The 19,404-nt window shown below is 67.7% G+C and carries 20 protein-coding genes; 15 read left to right on the top strand and 5 right to left on the bottom strand.

Annotated features, from left to right (window positions below):
* Position 1: 1 nt before the first annotated feature.
* Positions 2-904, bottom strand: coding sequence for a phosphatidate cytidylyltransferase (locus ACP696_RS09130; protein WP_426010109.1), 903 nt, complete (start codon positions 902-904; stop codon positions 2-4).
* A gap of 138 nt (positions 905-1,042) precedes the next feature.
* Between ACP696_RS09130 and ACP696_RS09125 the strand changes: the two genes are divergently transcribed.
* Positions 1,043-1,702 carry a CDP-alcohol phosphatidyltransferase family protein gene (locus ACP696_RS09125; protein ID WP_426010107.1) on the top strand — a complete coding sequence of 220 codons (660 nt, stop codon included), beginning with the start codon at positions 1,043-1,045 and terminating at the stop codon, positions 1,700-1,702.
* 39 nt (positions 1,703-1,741) lie between these two features.
* On the opposite strand, the gene ACP696_RS09120 is transcribed toward ACP696_RS09125, so the two are convergent.
* Positions 1,742-3,202 carry a pseudouridine synthase gene (locus tag ACP696_RS09120; protein ID WP_426010105.1) on the bottom strand — a complete coding sequence of 487 codons (1,461 nt, stop codon included), beginning with the start codon at positions 3,200-3,202 and terminating at the stop codon, positions 1,742-1,744.
* Between the two features lie 133 nt (positions 3,203-3,335).
* On the opposite strand from ACP696_RS09120, the gene ACP696_RS09115 reads away from it, so the two are divergent.
* Genes ACP696_RS09115 through ACP696_RS09105 form a run of 3 tightly spaced genes read left to right on the top strand, consistent with a single transcriptional unit; the run spans position 3,336 to position 4,751 of the window.
* On the top strand, positions 3,336-3,863 hold the full coding sequence (locus tag ACP696_RS09115; RefSeq protein WP_426010103.1) for a DUF7662 domain-containing protein: 528 nt from the start codon (positions 3,336-3,338) through the stop codon (positions 3,861-3,863).
* Positions 3,853-4,278, top strand: coding sequence for a type II toxin-antitoxin system VapC family toxin (locus tag ACP696_RS09110; RefSeq protein WP_426010101.1), 426 nt, complete (start codon positions 3,853-3,855; stop codon positions 4,276-4,278). The genes ACP696_RS09115 and ACP696_RS09110 overlap by 11 nt, the downstream gene beginning before the upstream one ends.
* Complete coding sequence (locus ACP696_RS09105; protein ID WP_426011274.1) at positions 4,275-4,751, top strand: nucleoside deaminase; 477 nt, start codon at positions 4,275-4,277, stop codon at positions 4,749-4,751. Before ACP696_RS09110 ends, ACP696_RS09105 begins: the two co-directional genes overlap by 4 nt.
* Positions 4,752-4,762: 11 nt before the next feature.
* On the opposite strand, the gene ACP696_RS09100 is transcribed toward ACP696_RS09105, so the two are convergent.
* The gene (locus tag ACP696_RS09100; RefSeq protein WP_426010100.1) at positions 4,763-5,170 is read right to left on the bottom strand and encodes a hypothetical protein; all 408 of its coding nucleotides are present in this window, start codon (positions 5,168-5,170) and stop codon (positions 4,763-4,765) included.
* A 117-nt stretch (positions 5,171-5,287) separates the two neighbouring features.
* On the opposite strand from ACP696_RS09100, the gene pseB reads away from it, so the two are divergent.
* From pseB to ACP696_RS09085, 3 genes are all read left to right on the top strand, one after another.
* The gene (gene pseB / locus ACP696_RS09095; protein WP_426010098.1) at positions 5,288-6,322 is read left to right on the top strand and encodes a UDP-N-acetylglucosamine 4,6-dehydratase (inverting); all 1,035 of its coding nucleotides are present in this window, start codon (positions 5,288-5,290) and stop codon (positions 6,320-6,322) included.
* Between the two features lie 19 nt (positions 6,323-6,341).
* Entirely contained in the window at positions 6,342-7,502 is a 1,161-nt protein-coding gene (pseC, locus tag ACP696_RS09090) for a UDP-4-amino-4,6-dideoxy-N-acetyl-beta-L-altrosamine transaminase (RefSeq protein ID WP_426011273.1), read from the top strand.
* Positions 7,503-7,637: 135 nt separating this feature from the next.
* The gene (locus ACP696_RS09085) at positions 7,638-7,979 is read left to right on the top strand and encodes an endonuclease domain-containing protein (protein WP_426010096.1); all 342 of its coding nucleotides are present in this window, start codon (positions 7,638-7,640) and stop codon (positions 7,977-7,979) included.
* A 434-nt stretch (positions 7,980-8,413) separates the two neighbouring features.
* On the opposite strand, the gene ACP696_RS09080 is transcribed toward ACP696_RS09085, so the two are convergent.
* Positions 8,414-10,123, bottom strand: a complete 1,710-nt coding sequence (locus tag ACP696_RS09080; RefSeq protein ID WP_426010094.1) for a hypothetical protein — start codon at positions 10,121-10,123, stop codon at positions 8,414-8,416.
* Between the two features lie 228 nt (positions 10,124-10,351).
* On the opposite strand from ACP696_RS09080, the gene ACP696_RS09075 reads away from it, so the two are divergent.
* From ACP696_RS09075 to ACP696_RS09055, 5 genes are all read left to right on the top strand, one after another.
* Positions 10,352-11,059 (top strand): response regulator transcription factor, encoded by a 708-nt coding sequence (locus ACP696_RS09075; RefSeq protein WP_426010092.1) that lies wholly within the window; start codon positions 10,352-10,354, stop codon positions 11,057-11,059.
* A gap of 7 nt (positions 11,060-11,066) precedes the next feature.
* Positions 11,067-12,746 carry an ATP-binding protein gene (locus ACP696_RS09070; RefSeq protein WP_426010091.1) on the top strand — a complete coding sequence of 560 codons (1,680 nt, stop codon included), beginning with the start codon at positions 11,067-11,069 and terminating at the stop codon, positions 12,744-12,746.
* Positions 12,743-13,177 (top strand): HPr kinase/phosphorylase, encoded by a 435-nt coding sequence (locus ACP696_RS09065; protein ID WP_426010090.1) that lies wholly within the window; start codon positions 12,743-12,745, stop codon positions 13,175-13,177. Before ACP696_RS09070 ends, ACP696_RS09065 begins: the two co-directional genes overlap by 4 nt.
* Positions 13,178-13,252: 75 nt before the next feature.
* Positions 13,253-13,657, top strand: coding sequence for a PTS sugar transporter subunit IIA (locus tag ACP696_RS09060; RefSeq protein ID WP_426010089.1), 405 nt, complete (start codon positions 13,253-13,255; stop codon positions 13,655-13,657).
* Positions 13,654-13,932 carry an HPr family phosphocarrier protein gene (locus tag ACP696_RS09055; protein WP_426010087.1) on the top strand — a complete coding sequence of 93 codons (279 nt, stop codon included), beginning with the start codon at positions 13,654-13,656 and terminating at the stop codon, positions 13,930-13,932. Before ACP696_RS09060 ends, ACP696_RS09055 begins: the two co-directional genes overlap by 4 nt.
* A gap of 173 nt (positions 13,933-14,105) precedes the next feature.
* Here the strand turns inward: ACP696_RS09055 and bioB are convergent, their stop codons facing one another.
* The gene (gene bioB / locus ACP696_RS09050; RefSeq protein WP_426010086.1) at positions 14,106-15,125 is read right to left on the bottom strand and encodes a biotin synthase BioB; all 1,020 of its coding nucleotides are present in this window, start codon (positions 15,123-15,125) and stop codon (positions 14,106-14,108) included.
* A 111-nt stretch (positions 15,126-15,236) separates the two neighbouring features.
* On the opposite strand from bioB, the gene ACP696_RS09045 reads away from it, so the two are divergent.
* The 3 genes from ACP696_RS09045 (at position 15,237) to ACP696_RS09035 (ending at position 19,301) form a co-directional block, all read left to right on the top strand.
* On the top strand, positions 15,237-16,772 hold the full coding sequence (locus tag ACP696_RS09045) for a CHAD domain-containing protein (RefSeq protein ID WP_426010084.1): 1,536 nt from the start codon (positions 15,237-15,239) through the stop codon (positions 16,770-16,772).
* A 108-nt stretch (positions 16,773-16,880) separates the two neighbouring features.
* The gene (gene ahcY, locus ACP696_RS09040; protein ID WP_426010082.1) at positions 16,881-18,272 is read left to right on the top strand and encodes an adenosylhomocysteinase; all 1,392 of its coding nucleotides are present in this window, start codon (positions 16,881-16,883) and stop codon (positions 18,270-18,272) included.
* A 168-nt stretch (positions 18,273-18,440) separates the two neighbouring features.
* Positions 18,441-19,301 (top strand): bifunctional hydroxymethylpyrimidine kinase/phosphomethylpyrimidine kinase, encoded by an 861-nt coding sequence (locus ACP696_RS09035; RefSeq protein ID WP_426010081.1) that lies wholly within the window; start codon positions 18,441-18,443, stop codon positions 19,299-19,301.
* Positions 19,302-19,404: the final 103 nt, after the last annotated feature.

Genomic DNA, 19,404 nt, shown 5'->3' with positions numbered 1-19,404 from the left:
GTCAGAACTTCACCAGGGCGAACAGCGCCAGCAGATGGAAATAGAGCGGGGCGGTGAAGGTCAGGCTGTCGGCGCGGTCCAGCACCCCGCCGTGGCCGGGGATGGCGTGGGAGGTGTCCTTGACGCCGATGTCCCGCTTGACCGCGCTCATGGTCACATCGCCCGCGAAGCCCGCCACCGGCAGGGTCACGGCGACGACCAGCAGGCCCAACCCGGCCAGCGGGGTGAACACCGGCCCGACGAACCAGATCAGCAGGACTGTCGCCAGCCAGCCGCCGAGGAAGCCTTCCAAGGTCTTGTTGGGGCTGACGGTGGGGGCGATCTTGTGGCGGCCCAGCAGCTTGCCGAACACATATTGCGCCACGTCGTTGAACTCGGTGACCAGCAGCAGGAAGAACACCAACCCAGCCGCCCCGGCCGGCAGGGGTTCGCTGGCCGGCGTGCGCATCAGGAAGGCGGCGAAACCCAGGTTGTAGACGCAGGTCACCAGGCCCCAGTGAAAGGTCGCGGCAGTGGTGAGAAAGCCGCGCGTCTGCCCCAGCATGGCCATCAGGAAAGGCAGACCCAGGAAGGTCCAGACCGGGATGAACACCAGATAGAACATGTACTGGTCGGCGGCGACGAAACCGTAGGCGGCGATCAGGATCAGATAGGCCGCCAGGATCGCCGGACGGTCCTCCTTGCGGATCGGGGCCAGGGACAGGAACTCGCGCAGGGCCATGAACGAGATCAGGGCGAAGACTACGACCGTGGCTTGCCACCCCACCAGCAGCGCCCCGGCTAGCAGGGCCACCATCACCCACCAGCTGGCGATGCGCTGGCGCAGTTCGAGATAGGACTTGTCCGGCCGCAGCGCCGTGAGCACTGCGGCGACGATCCCGGCCACCCCCAACAGGATCACCACGCCGACCAGGCCCGCGAGCAGGGCGGGCGGTTGGGCGGCGATGAGGGCGCGGATGGTCGGAAGAATGGTCCTGCGTCTCCTGGCGGCGATCGGGTTTAGCTATAGCCTAGTTCGTGTTCGCGACCACCGGAGCGCCGCATGACCGACGACCTCGACAACCGCCGACCGCTGAAGGTGCGCCAGGCCGCCTTCGCCCGGCGCCTGGCCCAGCGTCTGGCCGACGCCAAGATCACCCCCGACGCCATCTCGGCGATGAGCGTGGCCTTCGCCTTGCTGGGCGGGGCGCTGCTGGCGGTGTCCGGCGCGTTCGACGGGTTCATTCGGGGCGCGTGCCTGGTCCTGGGTGCGGCGTGCATCCAGGGCCGGCTGCTGTGCAACCTGCTGGACGGCATGGTCGCGGTCGAGCACGGCCGGGCCAGCAAGGCCGGGCCGGTGTGGAACGAACTGCCCGACCGTGTCGCCGACATCTTCCTGCTGGCAGGAGCGGGTTACGGCGCCCAGACGGCCGGGCTTGTCGGGGCAGACGCCCTGGGTTGGATCGCCGCCGTGCTGGCGGTGCTGACCGCCTATGTCCGCGAACTGGGCCGAGGCCTGGGCTTGCCCGCCGATTTCTCGGGCCCGATGGCCAAGCAGCATCGCATGGCCGCTCTGACGGTGACCTGCGGGATCTCGGCGTTTGAGCCCCTTTGGGGCGGCCAGGCGCAGGTGCTCGTCGTGGGGCTGGCGGCCATCGCGATCGGGACGCTGGTCACTGTGGTCCGGCGGACACGGAACCTGGTGCGGGGACTCAAGGGCTAGCCCGCAGCGCCGGGGAGCGGACGGTCCCCGTCCTATCCGCTAACGCTTGCCGCGTGGTCCGCCGGCGCCGCTGGACTTGCCGCCCGGACGAGGGGCCGACTTGGCCATCCCAGGCTTGGACCACACCTTGCCCGCTTCGCCGGGCCTGGTCGCGCCGGTCGCCTTGACCGTGCTGGGCTTACTCCCCGGACGCGCGCCGGGGCTGCTGGCCGGCTTGCCCGAACCCTTGGCGTCCAGCGGCTTATAGCCATTGGCCCGCAGCGCGCCCAGCTTCGGCTTCGACGGCGGCCTGGAAGACGGAGCGCTCTCGGCCTTGGCGGGCCGCTCGGTCTTGCCGCTGGCCGCGCGCTTGTCGGCGGCGTTCTTGCTGGCCATGCCCTTTTCGCGCACGCGCTTGGCGGCGGCGTCGCGGTAGGACAGCGGCTTGGGGCCGATCATCTTGCTGTCGAGCGACTTCTTGGCCGCCCTCACGGGCTCGCGGCCAGCGATCACCGGCTTCTTCTTGGGCTTGGCCCAGCCCGGCTTACGGACGAACTTCGCCTCTTCCACCGGTTCCTCTTCGGTGATGATCGACACCTGGGTCAGCCTGTTGCTGCGCGGCACGCCGCGCCGCTGCATCTCGCCGCCGCCCGTCGTGCCCACGGCCTTGATCGGATCGGCCACGCCCATGAACTGCGGCTTGTCGCCCTTGGGCATGTTCTCCTCGGAGACGATGCCGTCCAGCAGTTCCCGGATCACCCGGGGGCCGACCTCCTCGACCTGGCCCGGCATCAGCGTGCCCAGGGCGAACGGGCCGTAGGACAAGCGGATCAGGCGATTGACCTTCAGGCCGAGCGACTCCAGCACGCGCCGCACTTCGCGGTTCTTGCCTTCGCTCAGAGTGAGGGTGATCCAGATGTTCTTGCCGCCGCCGACCTTTTCCTGGGCCTTGTCGAGGCGGGCCTCGATCGGGCCGTAGCGGACGCCCTCGACCGTGCAGCCGTCCTTCAGCCTGCCCAGCTTGGCCTGGGTGGTGTCGCCGAACGCTCTGGCGCGATAGCGCCGCACCCAGGCGTTGTTGGGCATTTCCAGGGCGCGTGACAGGGCGCCATCATTGGTCAGCAGCAGCAGGCCCTCGGAATTGAGGTCCAGCCGGCCGACCGAGATCAGCCGGGGCAGGTCGCGCGGCAGGGCCTGGAACACCGTCGGGCGTTCCTTGGGATCGTTGTGGGTGGTCATCAGCCCGGTGGGCTTGTGATAGCGGAAGACGCGCGTCGCCTCGGGCGCGTCGATCATCTTGCCGTCGACCGTGAGGATGTCGTCGGCGCGAACCTTGACGACGGGACTGGTCAGAACCTCGCCGTTCAGCGCCACGCGCCCGGCTTCGATCAGCCGCTCGACCTCGCGCCGCGAGGCCACGCCAGCCCGAGCCAGCATCTTGGCGATCCGCGAACCGCCCTCGCCGTCGTCTTGACCGGGGACGGCGTTGTCATGCAGGTGGGGCTGGTATTTCTCGGTCATGGCGTCGGTCCTTCAAGGGGAGAGGCGCATCTCACGATGGGCAGCTTTCTAATGCGCACTGAATGCGGCCCGGATCAAGTTTGACCGCGTTCAGAAATAGTATATACTAAGTATAATATCTGGAGTTAGCGCAGTGAAGTACGGGCCTCTGAAGCACCATCTGGAAGGGCTGTTCCCAGCGGTCGAGACCCGGCTCGATTTCGCGGACATCGAACGCATCCTGGGCTTTGGCCTGCCACGCTCGGCCTATGAGCACCCGGCTTGGTGGTCGAACACCCGCGCCGGACACTCGCACGCGGCGGCATGGCTCGACGCGGGCTGGAAGACGGCCGCCCTCGATCGCGCGGCGCGAACCGTCGGCTTCGTCAAGGCTGAAGCGGCGCCCGCCGGCGTGGCCGAGGAGCAGGCGGCGTTCCTGCAAGACGCCCCCGCTATGGTGACCTTTCCGCTCGCCGCCCTGGGCGAACGCGCCCTGCGGATGATCGACGAGCACGCCAAGGAGCACGGCGGCGACCGGGCCGGCGCCTGCGTCACCCTGCTGAACCAATTGGCCAATGATCGGCTCGTGGCGATGGTCGAGTGGTTCCAGAACGCGTCAACGCCGTCCACGATCTCCGGCGCCGACTTGATCCGGGAGGATCGAGACAGCGATGAGCGATGAGGTCGTGCTGGACGCCTCGGTCGCTGTTGACTGGCTGCTTCCAGGGCCAGGATCGGCGGCGGCGCTGACCTTTATGCGATTGGGTGCGAGACGAATTGCGCCAGACCTGATCTTCGCCGAATTTGCTTCGGCCGCGACGAAGTTCGTTCGGCGTGGCCTGACCTCGAAAGCGGATGCGCGCGCGGCTGTCGAGCGGCTGCCCCGATTGATTGACCAAGTCGCGTCCTTGGGTGATCTGGCGGGACCTGCCTATGATTTGGCGACCAGCCGCGGCTTTTCCGCCTATGACAGCCTCTACTTGGCCCTGGCGCTACGACGGGGCCTCCGTCTGGTCACCGCCGACGCGAAGCTGGCCAGACGGGCGGCGGATGTCGGGTTTTCCGCCCATGTCCATCTCCTGACCCCGGAGTCCTGACCATCGCCGCCCCGCTCACCGACGAAGCCGCCATGGCCCTGGCCCTCGACGCGGCGCGCGACGCCGCCGCGCGCGGCGAGACGCCGGTGGGGGCGGTGATCCTCGATCCGGCGACGGGCGAGGTCGTGGCGACGGCCGGCAACGGGCCGATCGGCGCGCATGACCCCACGGCCCACGCCGAGATCACCGCGATCCGGCTGGCCGCCGCGCGCTTGGGCAATTACCGCCTGACCGGCCTGACCCTGGTGGTCACTCTGGAGCCCTGCGCCATGTGCGCCGGGGCGATCAGCCACGCACGGATCGGCCGGGTGGTGTTCGGGGCCGAGGATCCCAAGGGCGGGGCGGTGGTGCACGGCCCGAAATTCTTCGCCCAGCCCACCTGCCACTGGCGGCCCGAGGTGACCGGCGGGGTCATGGCGCAGGAGAGCGCTGACCTGCTGCGAGGCTTCTTCAAGGCGCGGCGAAAGAAGTAGGGCTCTGCGCCCTAATTCACCATCGCCGAGCCCAGAAGCACCTTGGCGCCCTTGCGGCCCAACACCTTGTCGGCGGCGTCCTGCATCCGCGAGCCCAGATAATCGAGGTTCGGCGCCGCGCCGCGGGGCATGCCGGCGGTGTAGGTCATCAGCACTTGGGCGAAGGCGGCGCGCAGGCGGGGTTCGGACTGCTTGGCGCGCTCCATCACCTTGGGATCAAGGGCCTCGATGCCGCTCTCCAGGGTCATGACCCCGCGCCGGCCATCGCGACGGATGGTGGTGGCGGTGATCGTTTCGAGGGCGAAATAGGCCACGGGCGCCCCCTTCTCCTCCTTGCCGTGGCCGGCGAAGGCGGGCGTGGCGGCGAGGCTGGCGGCGGCCAGCAGCGACAGGACGGGGATCAGGAGGGCGCGGCGCATGACGCCTTGTGACACGACGGGGTTGACGTCCTCTTTACGTCTGGCGCGCACAAAGGGGCGTTAACCATGAAACGCCCCGCTCCACGATCCTCGCGGCGGGCGCGCAGGAGATTGAAATTGGGGCGCTTTTCTCCGAAAAACCTCGATCTGGACGGCAAGGTCATCCTGGTGACCGGCGGCACCGGGTCGTTTGGCCGCCGCTTCATCGAGACCGTGCTGCGGCTGTCGGACCCGCGGAAGGTCATCATCTATTCCCGCGACGAATTGAAGCAGAGCGACATGCAGCAGGAGCTGCGCGAGCAGTTCGATGACGCCACCTATGGCAAGCTGCGGTTCTTCATCGGCGACGTGCGCGACCGCCAGCGCCTGACCCTGGCCCTGCGCGGCGTTGACATCGTCATCCACGCCGCCGCCCTGAAACAGGTGCCCGCCGCCGAATATAATCCGTCCGAATGCATCCACACCAATATCATGGGCGCCGAGAACGTGGTCTGGGCCAGCCTGACCAACCAGGTGAAACAGGTGGTCGCCCTGTCGACCGACAAGGCCTGCAACCCGATCAACCTCTATGGCGCGACCAAGCTGGCCTCGGACAAGACCTTCGTAGCCGCCAACAACCTGTCGGGCGACATCGGCACGCGCTTCGCGGTCGTTCGCTATGGCAACGTCGTGGGGTCGCGCGGCAGTGTGGTGCCGCTCTACAAGCGCCTGCTGAGCCAAGGCGCGACCGAGCTGCCGGTCACCGACCCGCGGATGACCCGGTTCTGGATCACCCTGAACGAGGGCGTGGCCTTCGTGCTGTCGTCGTTGGAGCTGATGCGCGGCGGCGAGATCTTCGTGCCCAAGATCCCGTCGATGACCATGCCCGACCTCGTCAAGGCCATGTCGCCCCAGGCCGGCGTCAAGATCGTCGGCATCCGGCCGGGCGAGAAGCTGCACGAGATGATGATCAGCGCCGACGACGCCCGCGCCACGGTCGAGCTGGAAGACCGTTACGTGATCGAGCCGACCTTCGTGGAATATCCTCGCGACCGTTTCGGCCCGGCCGATGGCGCCAAGCCGGTGGACGAAGGCTTCAGCTACAGCAGCGACAACAATGACGATTGGCTGAGCGAGACCGGCCTCAACGCCATGCTGGCCGAGAAGGCCTGAGGTGTCGGACCTGCCGCTCCTGCCCCCCTTTCTCCCTTATGGCCGTCAGACCATCGAGGATGACGACGTGGCGGCGGTGGCGGCGGCCCTGCGCGCCGACTTTCTGACCACGGGCCCGACCGTCGAGGCGTTCGAGACCGCGTTCAAGACCAAGGTCGGGGCCGAGCACGCCGTCGCCGTGGCCAATGGCACCGCCACCCTGCACCTGGCCATGCTGGCCCTGGGGGTCGGCGAGGGCGACGTCTGTATCGCGCCGTCGGTCACCTTCCTGGCCACCGCCAACTGCGCCCGCTATGTCGGGGCCGAGGTGGTCTTCGCCGATGTCGATCCCGATAGCGGCCTAATGACGCCCGAGACCCTGGCCGACGCGCTGAAGCGCGCGGGCGACCGTCGCGTCAAAGCCGTGCTGCCGGTGCACTTGCGCGGCGACATTTGCGATCTGCCGGGCCTGAAGGCCTTGGCTGACGGCGTTGGCGCGGTGCTGGTCGAGGATGCGCCCCATGCACTGGGCACGGTGGGGACCTTCGACGGGGTGGCCCATCCGGTCGGCGATGGCGCCTTTTCGGCCTTCGCCAGCTTCTCGTTCCATCCGGTCAAGACCCTGGCCACCGGCGAGGGCGGCATGCTGACCACCAACGACGCGGCCCTGGCGGCGCGGGCTCGCTCCCTGCGCGGCCACGGCATGGTGCGGCCCGAGGGCGCCGCGCCGTGGGTCTATGAGATGCCGGAGCTGGGCTTCAACTATCGCATCCCCGACGTGCTCTGCGCTCTGGGGATCTCGCAGCTTTCCAAGCTCGACCGCTTCGTGGCCCGGCGGCGGGCGTTGACGGCGCTCTATGCCGAAAAACTGGCGGTCCTGGTCCCGCACGTGCGCCTGGCTGAGAGCCCCGCCTGGTCCGACCCGGCCCTGCACCTGCTGACCGTGCTGATCGACTTCGAAGCCGTGGGCGCCACCCGCCGCGCGGTGGTCGAGGCCCTGAAGGCGGCGGGGATCGGCAGCCAGGTTCACTACATCCCGGTCCACACCCAGCCCTATTACCGGGCCCGCTACGGCGCCCTGGAGCTGCCCGGAGCGGATGCCTGGTACGCCCGCTGCCTGACCTTGCCGCTGTATCCGACGATGGCGGATGAGGATGTGGAGCGGGTGGTGGAGGCGTTGTCGAGAGCGTTGGGGCGGTAGTGCGCTAAAACCCTCTCTCTTCGAGAGAGGGAGGGGCCCGCCGCGAAGCGGTGGGAGGGTGAGAGGTTACACCGCTTCCGGAAAATCCCGATTCCTCCCGTTGATCGGCCCCCGGGCGTCAGGCCAAGTTCGGCCATGGACAAGACCGCCAACGCCCGTCGCCTGCGCCGCGACCAGACTCTGGCCGAGAGGACGCTCTGGGCGCTCGTGCGCAATCGTCGTCTGGGCGGATTCAAGTTCCTGCGACAGGTGGCGATCGACCGCTACTTCGCCGATTTCGTCTGCGAGGCGGCCAAGGTGATCGTCGAACTGGATGGCCCGGCCCATGATGGGCGGGAGGAGTACGACGCTGGCCGCACGGAGACCTTGGAGTTGTTTGGATACATCGTGGTGCGGTTCCGTAACGAAAAGGTCTTGGCCGACATCGGTGCGGTCGCCGACGATCTGCTCGCCGTGCTCCGATCGGCGAGAGTGTAACCTCTCACCCTCCCACCGCTTCGCGGCGGGCCCCTCCCTCTCTCAAAGAGAGAAGGAAACTAAGGGGGCGACCTCCGCCCGCAGCGGCCGCATCCGAGGCGGCGGACTTCAAAACCAATGGCTATTCATTGCCCGCAAGAAGCCGGGATCGTCCACGGGAAGGCCTGATGCCGATCCCAGGACCGAGTCAATTTGGTAGTGCGGGCAAATAGCTGTGCCTGAGCCCTCGTTCAGCCAACGCTCGACCTCGGCTGGCTTGAACGTTTCAAGGCAATAGAAGCAGCCGCAAATACGGCTGCCCTCAATGGCCTTTCGATGCCCGGACGAGTGCCGGTGCGCTGCTCTTAAAGTGTCCGCAGAATAGGTCATACGGTAAGGGTGGATGAAGGTGCCAGCGTCTGCAACGGGCGGAAAGCAGACCTTGCCTCAACCCCCTAAGCTGCCGCCTTGTGCATCACCATGCCCTTGAGCAAATCCATCGTCTCCGGCGAGGCGGCCAGCGCCTCGCGGGCCTCCGGGGCGCGGGCCAGTTTCATGGCCTCGAGCTTGGCCTTGTCAGCCACCGGACCTGTCGGGCCGGCTTCGCCCATGGCCAGCTTGATCAGCAAGGCCAGCCTCTGCGGCAGGGGAGCGGGCGCGCGGGCCAGCATGGCGATCAGGCGGGTGTCGGCCTCGATCATGCCGCCCACCTCGCCGATCTTGGCGCACAGCGGCTCATAGTCCTCGATCACCAGGCCCGAGCGGACCAGCGACCGTTGCAGGGCGCCCAGGGCGGCCAGCTTGGAGGCGGCGCTGTCCGGTCCCTGGCGCAGCTCGCGCTCGAAGCGCAGGGCCTGGATATTGGCCAACAGCCAGCGGGCGGCCATGCGCTTGTTGACCGCGCCCATGACGTTCTCGGCCAGGCGGATCAGCATCTGAATCTCTTCACGCGACGAGCGCTCGCGGCCGAGCAGGGCCTCGATGAACTCGCCATTCAGCAGGGTCTTGGAACGGGTGGTGAAGGCGCTGGTGATGTCCTCGGCCGGCAGGATGCGGCCGGCGGCGGCGGTCAAGCTCATGGCCAGGGCGCGCAGGTGCTCGATCTCGGATTCGGCGTCAGTGGGCTTGAGGCGGCGCACGCCGTTCAGCTCCTTGAGCACCCGATGGGCGATAGACGAGCGGACGGCGGGGAAGTCGTCGCCGGTCAGCCACTCGCTCAGGCGCTTGGCGGTGCCCGACAGGGTCGGCATGCAGTTGCGCACGCCTGCCTCGACACGGATCAGGGCCTCGACCTGGGCGCCGCCCGCCAGGCGGGTCATGCCGGCCAGGGTGGTGCCGAGGTCGGCGTTGTCGGCGCCCAGCAGGTCGGCCATGCCAGCCTTCGAGCCAATGATCTCGGCCAGGGGCTGTTCGAGGGCGGCCAGGGCTGCGGCCCTGGCGCGAGGCTCGGTGGGCGCGGCGTCGGCCAGGTCGAGCAGGCGGGCGATCTTCTCAGACCAGTTCTTGCCGGGCGCGATCGAGGCGGCGACGCCGGCCCCCAGCAGGAAGGCGCGGTCGGGATCGCTGACCAGACGCTCGGCGGCGCGGGCGAAGCCTTCCTTGTCGAGATCGGGCAGGGCGCCCTTCTTGAAGGCCTTCATCAGGTTAGCGACGGTGCGCTCGACCAGGCCCTGGAAGGTGCGGATCAGCTCGTGGACCGACATGCCCCGGGCCTCGGCCTCGGGAATGGCGATCTTTTGCAGGGCGTGCTGCAGGTCGGTGCCCGAGGCTTCCAGCTTCTCGACCAGGTCGGGACGGTGCAGCAGCTCGAACGGGGTGGCGTTGTGCCGCGCCAGCCAGGCCTCCAGCAGCCGGCCGATCCGGTCGCGCGCGTGGGTGGTGTAGAGGTCGGACGGCTGGACACACAGCGGGTCCAGGTCTTCCTGGACCTTCTTGGGCTTGCCGCCATCGACCTGGCCCTTGGTGAAGATCGAGATCGACTTGTACTCACGGGAGTCGTTGTCGAGGGTTTCCTTGGTCACCCTCACGGCGATCGCACGGCCCTGCTGCAAGGTCTCCTCGGCGACGGCCAGGGCGTGGGTGCGGATCTCGGTCGCCATGTCGAGCGTCCACTGCGCGCCGGGCTTGCGGCGCACAAACAGCTCATAATGGACCTGATCACTCATGGGCTAAAGGGCTCCCCGGGGCTCCGTTATGGGATACGAGACCTTAAGGCGAAGTTGCCGGGATACCGCGCCTGAAGCGCTTGGCCGCATTGGCGCCACGCTGGAGCCGCAAAAGATCGCGAAAGCTTGGCCGCCTCCCAAGGCGCCATGGGCGTTGCAGGCGCGTTGTACGGGGGCTCGTCGCCCGATAGTATCGGCGGGAAGACTCGAAAGGACCGATAAGGCTCGATGGCCGATATTACTCTCATCGACGACGACGAGAACATCGTCGCCTCGGTTTCGCTGGCCCTGGAAAGCCATGGCCATGTGGTGAAGGCGTATTATGACGGCGCCTCCGGCCTCGACGCGGTCGAGAGCCAGGCGCCCGATCTGGTGATCCTCGACGTCAAGATGCCCCGCATGGACGGCATGGAGGTGCTGCGCCGCCTGCGCGCCACCACCGAGATTCCGGTGATCATGCTGACCTCCAAGGACGACGAGATCGACGAAATCCTGGGCTTCAACCTTGGGGCCGACGACTATATCCACAAGCCGTTCAGCCAGCGCCTGCTGCTGGAGCGGGTCAAGGCCGTGCTGCGCCGGGCCCGCCCAGAGGAAGACGAGCCGGGTGTCGCGCCGGGCTCGCCCAATTCCAAGATCATGAAGCGAGGCAAGCTGACCCTCGACTCGGCGCGCCACGACAGCCTGTGGGACGGCAAGCCGGTGCGCCTGACGGTCACCGAGTTCCTGCTGCTGCAGTCCCTCGCCCAGCGCCCCGGCTTTGTGAAGAGCCGCGACAACCTGATGGACGCCGCCTACGACGATCAGGTGTATGTCGACGACCGCACCATCGACAGCCACATCAAGCGGATGCGCAAGAAGTTCCGCCAGGTCGATCCGGAGTTCGACTCCATCGAGACCCTCTACGGCGTCGGCTACCGCTATCGCGAATCCTGATCCCGCCGTGGGATCGGAGTCCGCACAGCGGCCAAAGCGCCGATTGAGCTGGCCCAAGCTGGTTTGGCCCAATTTAGCCTGGCCCAATTTAGCCTGGCCCAGGGGTTCGCGCCTGGGCCGGCTGATCATCGGGCTCAACGTCCTGGCCCTGGCGATCCTGCTGGGCGGGGCGCTGGTGCTCAACGAGCTGCGCAGCGGGCTGATCAAGGCTCGCATCGACAGCCTGACCACCCAGGGCGAGCTGATCGCCAATGTCATCGACCTGGCCGCCACGGTCGGCGATCCCGAGCCACGGCTTGAGGCCGATCGGGCCAGCGACATCCTGCAGGGGTTGTTCATCCCTCGCTCGCAGCGCGCCCGGCTGTTCGACGCCCGGGGCAATCAACTGGCCGACAGCTATGTCGTCGCCGATCGGGTGGAGTCGCAGGCGCTGCCGCCGGCCCGCAAGCCCGGCCAGCCCGAGTTCCGCCTGCCCACCCACGATGCCGACACCAAGCCCAAGGCCGTCGCGGAGGCCCGCGCGGCCCTGATCGCCGAGATTTCCCGGGCCCGCGAGGGCGGCCCGGTGGCAGGCATGCGCCGGGCCGAGAATGGCGAGCGGGTGGTGTCGGTGTCGATCCCCATCCAGCACGTGCGGGCGGTCCTGGGGGTGCTGACACTGGAGGCCGGCGATGTCGACGAGATCATCGCTGGCGAGCGCAAGGCTTTGCTGCCCTTCGCCCTGATCGCGGTGTTCACCACTCTGATCTCGTCGTTCCTGCTCAACCGGCTGATCGCCCAGCCGGTGCTGCGCATGGCGCGCGCCGCCGACCGCGTGCGCCTGGACGGCGCGCGAGCGATCACCCTGCCCGAGATTTCTGGCCGCAAGGACGAGCTGGGCGACCTGTCGCGGGCCCTGGAAGAGATGACCGACTCGATGTCGGAGCGGATGGACGCCATCGAGCGCTTCGCCGCCGACGTGGCCCATGAGATCAAGAACCCCCTGACCTCGATCCGCTCGGCGATCGAGACCCTGGACCTGGTGTCCGACCCCGCCGCCCGGGCCCGGCTGCTGGGCATTTTGCAGCAGGACGTCACGCGCCTGGATCGGCTTGTGACCGACATCTCCAACGCCTCGCGCCTGGACGCCGAGCTGTCGCGCGAGGCGCCCAAGGCCTTCGCGCTGAATCTGCTGCTGCTGGAGGTGATCCACCTCTACGAGGCTCAGCTTCGGCCTGGCGACGCGCCGGGCAGCGTGCGGGTGACCTTCGACGACAAGGCCGCGCCGCAGCATGTCTGGGTCATGGCGCGCGAGACTCCGATCGGCCAGGTGTTCCGCAACCTGATCGACAACGCCCGCTCGTTCAGCGCCGCCGATGGCGAGGTGCGGGTGGCCCTGGCCCGCGAGCATGGCCTGCGTGACCACCACAACCGATTGATCGTCACGGTCGATGACGACGGACCAGGCATCCCGCCCGACAATCTCGAGACCATTTTCGAGCGCTTCTACACCTCCCGGCCCAAGGGTCGGGCGTTCGGCGGCAATTCGGGCCTGGGCCTGTCGATCGCCCGCCAGATCGTCGAGGCCCATGGCGGCCAGATGATCGCCCAGAACCGCAAGGACGGGGACGGCAGGGTGGTGGGGGCGCGGTTCCGCGTCGATCTGCCCGAGGCCGGCGCCAGCCACCACGGCGGCCAGCGCGAATGATCCGCCATGCCGGCCTGATCGCCTGCCGGGTGGCCGGCGCCTGGCGCGGGGCGCTGATCGAAGGGGCGTCCGGCGTCGGCAAGAGCGACCTGGCGCTGCGGGCGCTGGACCAGGGGTTCGCCCTGGTCGCCGACGACCGCACCCTGGTCTTCGTCTCGAACGGTCGGCTCTTTGGACGCGCGCCCGACGCCCTGGCCGGGTTGATCGAGACGCGGGGGGTCGGAATCCTGTCCAGGCCTTATCGGCCGTTCTGTCCGGTGAACCTGCTGGTGCGCTGCGTGGATCGGCCGCAGGCGGTCGAACGGCTGCCCGATCCGATGTTCGAGACCTTCGAAGGCGTTGTCACGCCGGTGCTTGAGCTGTGGCCTCTGGAACCCGGCGCGCCCGGGAAAATCCGCCGCATGTTTGAGCATCTTGGAGTCGCCGAATAACAAGCGTATCAAGGCGACCCGCGCGGCCCTCCCTGGTCGTCACGGGTTATGGGGATCCCGTTTGAGAGATCAGGCATGATCGGGCTCGTGATAGTCACGCACGGGCGGCTGGCGGAGGAGTTTGTCTCCGCCATGGAGCACGTGGTCGGGCCGCAAAGCGCGGTCAAGGCCATCTGCATTGGCCCGGAGGACGACATGGAGCGTCGCCGGTCCGACATTTTGAAGGCGTGCGCGGCGGTCGATAGCGGCGGCGGCGTCATCCTGCTGACCGACATGTTCGGCGGCACGCCCAGCAATCTGGCCATCTCAGTGATGGAGCAGACCAAGGCCGAGGTGATCGCCGGACTGAACCTGCCGATGCTGATCAAGCTGGCCAGCGTGCGCCAGCGTGAGACCCTGCAGACCTGCGTCGCCCACGCCCAAGAGGCTGGACGCAAATATATCTCCGTGGCCTCCTATGTGCTCGCGGGAGAAAAATGAGTCGCATGGCGACGCGCACGGTCGAGATCGTCAATGAGCGGGGGCTTCACGCCCGCGCCTCGGCTAAGTTCGTCAAGCTGGCCTCGGGCTTCGACGCCGAGGTTACCGTGGCCCGCGACGGAACCAGCGTCGACGCCCGCTCGATCATGGGCCTGATGATGCTGGCCGCCGGCATCGGCTCGACAATCGACATCGAAGCCGATGGACCTGAAGCAGAGGCGGCGCTTGAGGCGCTGACCGAGCTGGTGGCCAATCGGTTCGACGAGGAGCGATAGCCTCTTCCCTCTCCCCTTGTGGGAGAGGGTAGCCCCGCAGAGCGGGGTCGGGAGAGGGGTCGAAGGCCAAAAAAGCCGCGAAAGCCGAAAGGCCGGTCGCGGCTTCTGTCGTTCGAGAGACCCCTCATCCAGCGGCTACGCCGCCACCTTATCCCGCAAGGGGAGAAGGAAAATTACGCCGCCGCCACCGCTTCCGGGGCCACGGCCGTGGCGACGCCCATCGGGCGCAGGTCCAGGTCCTGGAACAGCGCGCTATCCTCGTCCTGGCCGGGCAAGGGGGTGGTCAGCAGCTTGCCGCCGACGAAGATCGAGTTGGCGCCGGCCAGGAAACACAAAGCCTGCAGCTCGCGGCTCATGTCGTCACGGCCGGCCGACAGGCGAACCATCGATTTCGGGCACACGATCCGGGCCACGGCGACGGTTCGGACGAACTCGATCGAGTCGATCTGGCCTGCCTTCAACACCTTGTCGCCCAGTGGCGTGCCGCTGACCGGCACCAGGCCATTGATCGGCAGGCTGTCGGGGTGGCTCGGCAGGTTGGCCAATTGGCGCAGCAGGCTGGCGCGGTCGCGGCGGGTCTCGCCCATGCCGACGATGCCGCCGCAGCAGGTGCTCATGCCGGCGTCGCGCACATGGGCCAGGGTGTCGAGGCGGTCCTGGTAGGTGCGGGTGGTGACCACGTCGCCGTAGTACTCAGGGCCCGTGTCGAGGTTGTGGTTGTAATAGTCGAGCCCGGCGTCCTTCAGCTGTCGCGCCTGGTCCGGGGTCAGCATGCCAAGGGTGGCGCAGGTCTCCAGGCCCAGGGCCTTCACCCCGCCGATCATCGCCGCCAGCCGGGGCAGGTCGCGGTCCTTCAGCTCGCGCCAGGCGGCGCCCATGCAGAAGCGCTGGGCCCCGCCGTCGCGGGCCTCGCGGGCCTTGGCGATCACGACGTCGGCGTCCATCAGCTTCTCGGCCTTCAGGCCGGTCTTGAAATGGGCGCTCTGGCTGCAATATCCGCAGTTCTCTGCGCAGCCGCCGGTCTTGACCGACAGCAACTGCGACAGCTGCACCTCGGACGGGTCGAAACCGGCCGCCCGATGCACCGAGGCGGCGTCGAACACCAGTTCCATGAAGGGCAGGTCGAACAGGGCTTCCACCTGGGGAAGCGTCCAGTCGTGGCGAGGTTCGGCGGCGAAATTGATCTGCGTCATGGCGCGCAGGTTTGGACTCGGCGATGCCGATTGGCAAGCGCGCGAAGCGCGTTCGCCCCTCGCGGCGACCCGCTTGCAGCCAAAACCCGCCGCTCCGGTTATAGTCAGGCCATGGATCACGAAATCGAGCTGAAGTTCCTGATCGCCCCGGAGGCTGCGACCGCGATCCTGGCCCGTCTCGAGGGACGGGAAGCGGTCAAGCAGCTCGACGCCACCTATTTCGACACCGCCGACCACGCCCTGCGCAAGGCGGGCTTCGGCCTGCGGATCCGCGACGGCGAGAACGGCCGCAAACAGACCCTGAAATCAGCCTCGGCCGGCGGGGTGTTCGCGCGCGGCGAATGGGAGAGCGCGGTGGTCGGCCCCGAGCCGGACCGCGACCTGCTGGCCAAGACCCCCGCCGCCCAGACCGTCAACGGCGCCGCTCTGATCCCCGTGTTCGCCACCAATGTACGCCGGGTGACCCGCATGATCGAGCGCGAGGGGGCGACCATCGAAGCGGCGCTAGACCAGGGCGAGCTGCTGGCCGACGCCCGCCGCGCCGGAGTCAGCGAACTGGAGCTGGAGCTGAAGTCCGGGCCGGCCAGCGCGCTGTTCGACCTGGCCCGCGACGTCGCCGCCCACGCGTCCCTGCGCCTGTCGCTGGTCAGCAAGGCCGAGCGCGGTTACGCCCTCGCCCTGGACGAGGCGGACGGCCCGCGTCCCGCGACGCCGCTGGCCCTCAAGGCCACCACCAGCGAGGCGTTGCAGGCGCTGGGCCGGGCAGCGCTGTGCCGTCTCTGCTCCGCCGCCGAGGCCCAGCGCACGCGCCCTGGCCCTGAGCGGGTGCACAAGCTGCGGGTGGCGGCGCGGCGCTTCCGCGCCCTTCTGTCGACCTTCAAGCCGCTGGCCGGTGACTCCGCCGCGCGCCACGTTCGGGCCGAGCTCAAATGGTTGGCCGACCAACTGGGCGCGGCGCGGGGCCTAGATGTGTTCATCGCCGACGTCTGGCGTCCGGCCGCCGAGAGCCAGGCCGCCGAAACGCCGGCCGAGGCGGCTGTCGACGCCGCCGCCGAGGACGAGGCCCGCACCCTGGCCGCCTTCGGCAAGGCGCTGCTGAGCGCCCAGACCCAGGCCTATGCCCAGGCCGAGGCCGCGGTCGATTCGGCTCGCTTCCGCGCCTTGGCTCTGGAAGCCGCCGCCTGGCTCGAGGCAGGCTCCTGGACCACCGACAAGCGCCTGAAGACGGTCCGCGACCGCCCCGCCGCCGCCTTTGCCGCCGACACCCTGGCCAAGGCTCGCCGCCGCATCCGCAAGGACGGCGCCGACCTGGCGGCCCTGAGTCCGGGAGACCGTCACCACCTGAGGATCCGCGGCAAGAAGCTGCGCTATGCGACGGAGGATCTCGGCGCCCTGTTTCCTGACCATCCGAAGCGGCTGGCTCGGTTCGTCGAGGCCACCAAAGTGTTGCAGGACAGCCTGGGTCTTCTGAACGACCTGGCGGTGCGCGAGGCCTTGGCCCGCGAGGTCGCCCTATCCAGCGAAGACCCTGAAGTTGCTTTCGCCGCCGGCCGCCTGACGGCGGGCGGACCTGAACGCGAAGCCGAACTTCTCGCCGACGCCCAGGGCGCCTATGTCACCTTCGCCGAGGCTAAACGGTTCTGGTGACCCGTATATTTTCGGGCATATAAAGAAATCCTTATGCCTTAATTGCGAGAAGGGCGCGGGCGGGGTATAGACCCCGCAAGACCTTCCCCCGACTGCAGGAGCCCGACCGTGGCCGACTACATCGTCAAGGACATCTCGCTCGCCGATTTCGGCCGCAAGGAAATCGACATCGCCGAGACCGAAATGCCCGGTCTGATGGCTACCCGCGCCGAATATGGCCCGGGCCAGGTGCTGAAGGGCGCCCGCATCGCCGGCAGCCTGCACATGACCATCCAGACCGCCGTGCTGATCGAGACGCTCACCGCGCTCGGCGCCGACGTCCGCTGGGCCTCGTGCAACATCTTCTCGACCCAGGACCACGCCGCCGCGGCCATCGCCGCCTCGGGCGTGCCGGTCTTCGCCTTTAAAGGCGAGAACCTGGTCGAGTACTGGGAATACGCCCACAAGATCTTCGAATGGTCGGACGGCGGCTATCCGAACCTGATCCTCGACGACGGCGGCGACGCCACCCTGCTCTGCGTGCTGGGCCCCAAGGCTGAGAAGGACCCGACCCTTCTCAACAATCCGCAGAACGAGGAAGAAGAAGCCCTCTACACCGTGATGAAGCGCTATCTGGCCGAGAAGCCGGGCTTCTACACCGCGATCCGCGACGCTATCGGCGGCGTGTCGGAGGAAACCACCACGGGCGTCCACCGCCTGTACCAGATGGCCGCCAAGGGCGACCTGCCGTTCCCGGCCATCAACGTCAATGACAGCGTCACCAAGAGCAAGTTCGACAACCTCTACGGCTGCCGCGAATCGCTGGTCGACGCCATCCGTCGCGGCACCGACGTCATGCTGTCGGGCAAGGTCGCCGTGGTCTGCGGCTATGGCGACGTGGGCAAGGGTTCGGCCGCCAGCTTGCGCCAAGGCGGCGCCCGCGTGATCGTCACCGAGATCGACCCGATCTGCGCCCTGCAGGCGGCGATGGAAGGCTATGAGGTCCAGACCCTGGACGACGTGGCCGGCCGCGCCGACATCTTCGTCACCGCCACGGGCAACAAGGATGTCATCACCGTCGACCACATGCGGGCGATGCGTAACAACGCCATCGTCTGCAATATCGGTCACTTCGACTCGGAAATTCAGGTCTCCGGCCTGAAGAACTTCAAGTGGGATGAGATCAAGCCGCAGGTCCACCACATCGAGTTCCCGGACGGCAAGAAGATCATCCTGCTGTCGGAAGGCCGCCTGGTGAACCTGGGCAACGCGACGGGCCACCCCTCGTTCGTGATGTCGGCCAGCTTCACCAACCAGACCCTGGCCCAGATCGAACTGTGGACCAACAGGTCGGCCTACAAGAACGACGTCTACACCCTGCCCAAGCACCTTGACGAGAAGGTCGCCCTTCTCCACCTGGCCAAGCTGGGCGCCAAGCTCTCCAAGCTGCGCCCCGACCAGGCTGAATATATTAACGTCCCGGAAAACGGCCCGTTCAAGCCGGACCACTACCGCTACTAGACTTCGCCTCCGGGTGAAGTCTGAAAGGCCCGCTGCGGAAACGCTGCGGGCCTATATTCGTGGCGAGTGTTCAACCATGATCAATTGATACCGACGTTCTCTCACCTAAGCGTCACCATTGCACGATCGCCCTATTCAACGTCGCATTGCTCGGCTAAGCGCTTGAGTATGCCGCTAGCCTTGATCATCTCCAGCCATGTCGCCGGCAGCCGGGTCGGCGCGTCGGCCCAGGCCTCCGCTCTCGTACAGTTCCGCATCGATTCGATGATCGTGCCGACCGTGCTGTATGGCCGCCATCCCGGCTGGGGCATTCCGGGCGGGGCGCCCGTGCCGATCGAACTGGTCGAGAGCATGCTCGACGGCATCGAGGCCAATGGGCTGTTTGGCCAGACCGACATGGTCATTACCGGCTATTTCGCCAGCGCCGCCCAGGTCCGCGCTGCGGCCCGAACCATTGACGCCGTGCGCGCTGCGCCGCGCGACAACGCGCCCCAGGGCGGCGTTGTCCGCAAGCCAACCGTCATCGTCGATCCCACCCTGGGCGACGCCGGCAAGGGGCTGTATGTGCCCGCCGAGGTGGCCGAGGCCGTCGCGGCCGAGCTGATCCCGCGCGCCGATGTCGTGGCCTGCAACGCCTGGGAGCTGCAGCACTTGACCGGAACCGACGCCCGCGAGCCCCAGGCCGCCGTGCGCGCCGCGCGTCTGCTGAACAAGCCGACCCTGGTGTCGTCTGTACACAGAGGAAGCGAGATCGGCGTGGTCTATGCCGACCGCAAAGAGGCCTGGTTGGCCGCCCACGCCAAGGCCGAACGCTCGCCCAGCGGCACCGGCGACCTGCTCACCGCTCTCTACGCCGCCTCCATCCTCGAAGGTCAGACTCTCTCCTACGGCCTGGCCCGCGCCGTGGGCGGCGTGGCCGAGACGGTGACGGCGGCCAATATCTGGAACGCCTCGGAACTGCCGATCGTGGCCATGGCGGCGCGCATCAAGCAGACTTCGCCGACCGTCCGGATTGAACGGCTGGCCTAGTCCCCACCCCTCTCCCTTTGGGGGAGCAGTCGCGAAGCGACTGAGGGCTGTGGATCGCTTCCGAGCTCACTCCCCCCTCCGGCCCTTCGGGTCACCTCCCCGA

Source organism: Caulobacter sp. DWR3-1-2 (assembly GCF_049896225.1).
In the GTDB taxonomy this organism is placed as follows: Bacteria; Pseudomonadota; Alphaproteobacteria; order Caulobacterales; family Caulobacteraceae; genus Caulobacter.
Note: the sequence above shows the minus strand (reverse complement) of the source record. Positions and strands in the feature narration are given on the sequence as shown.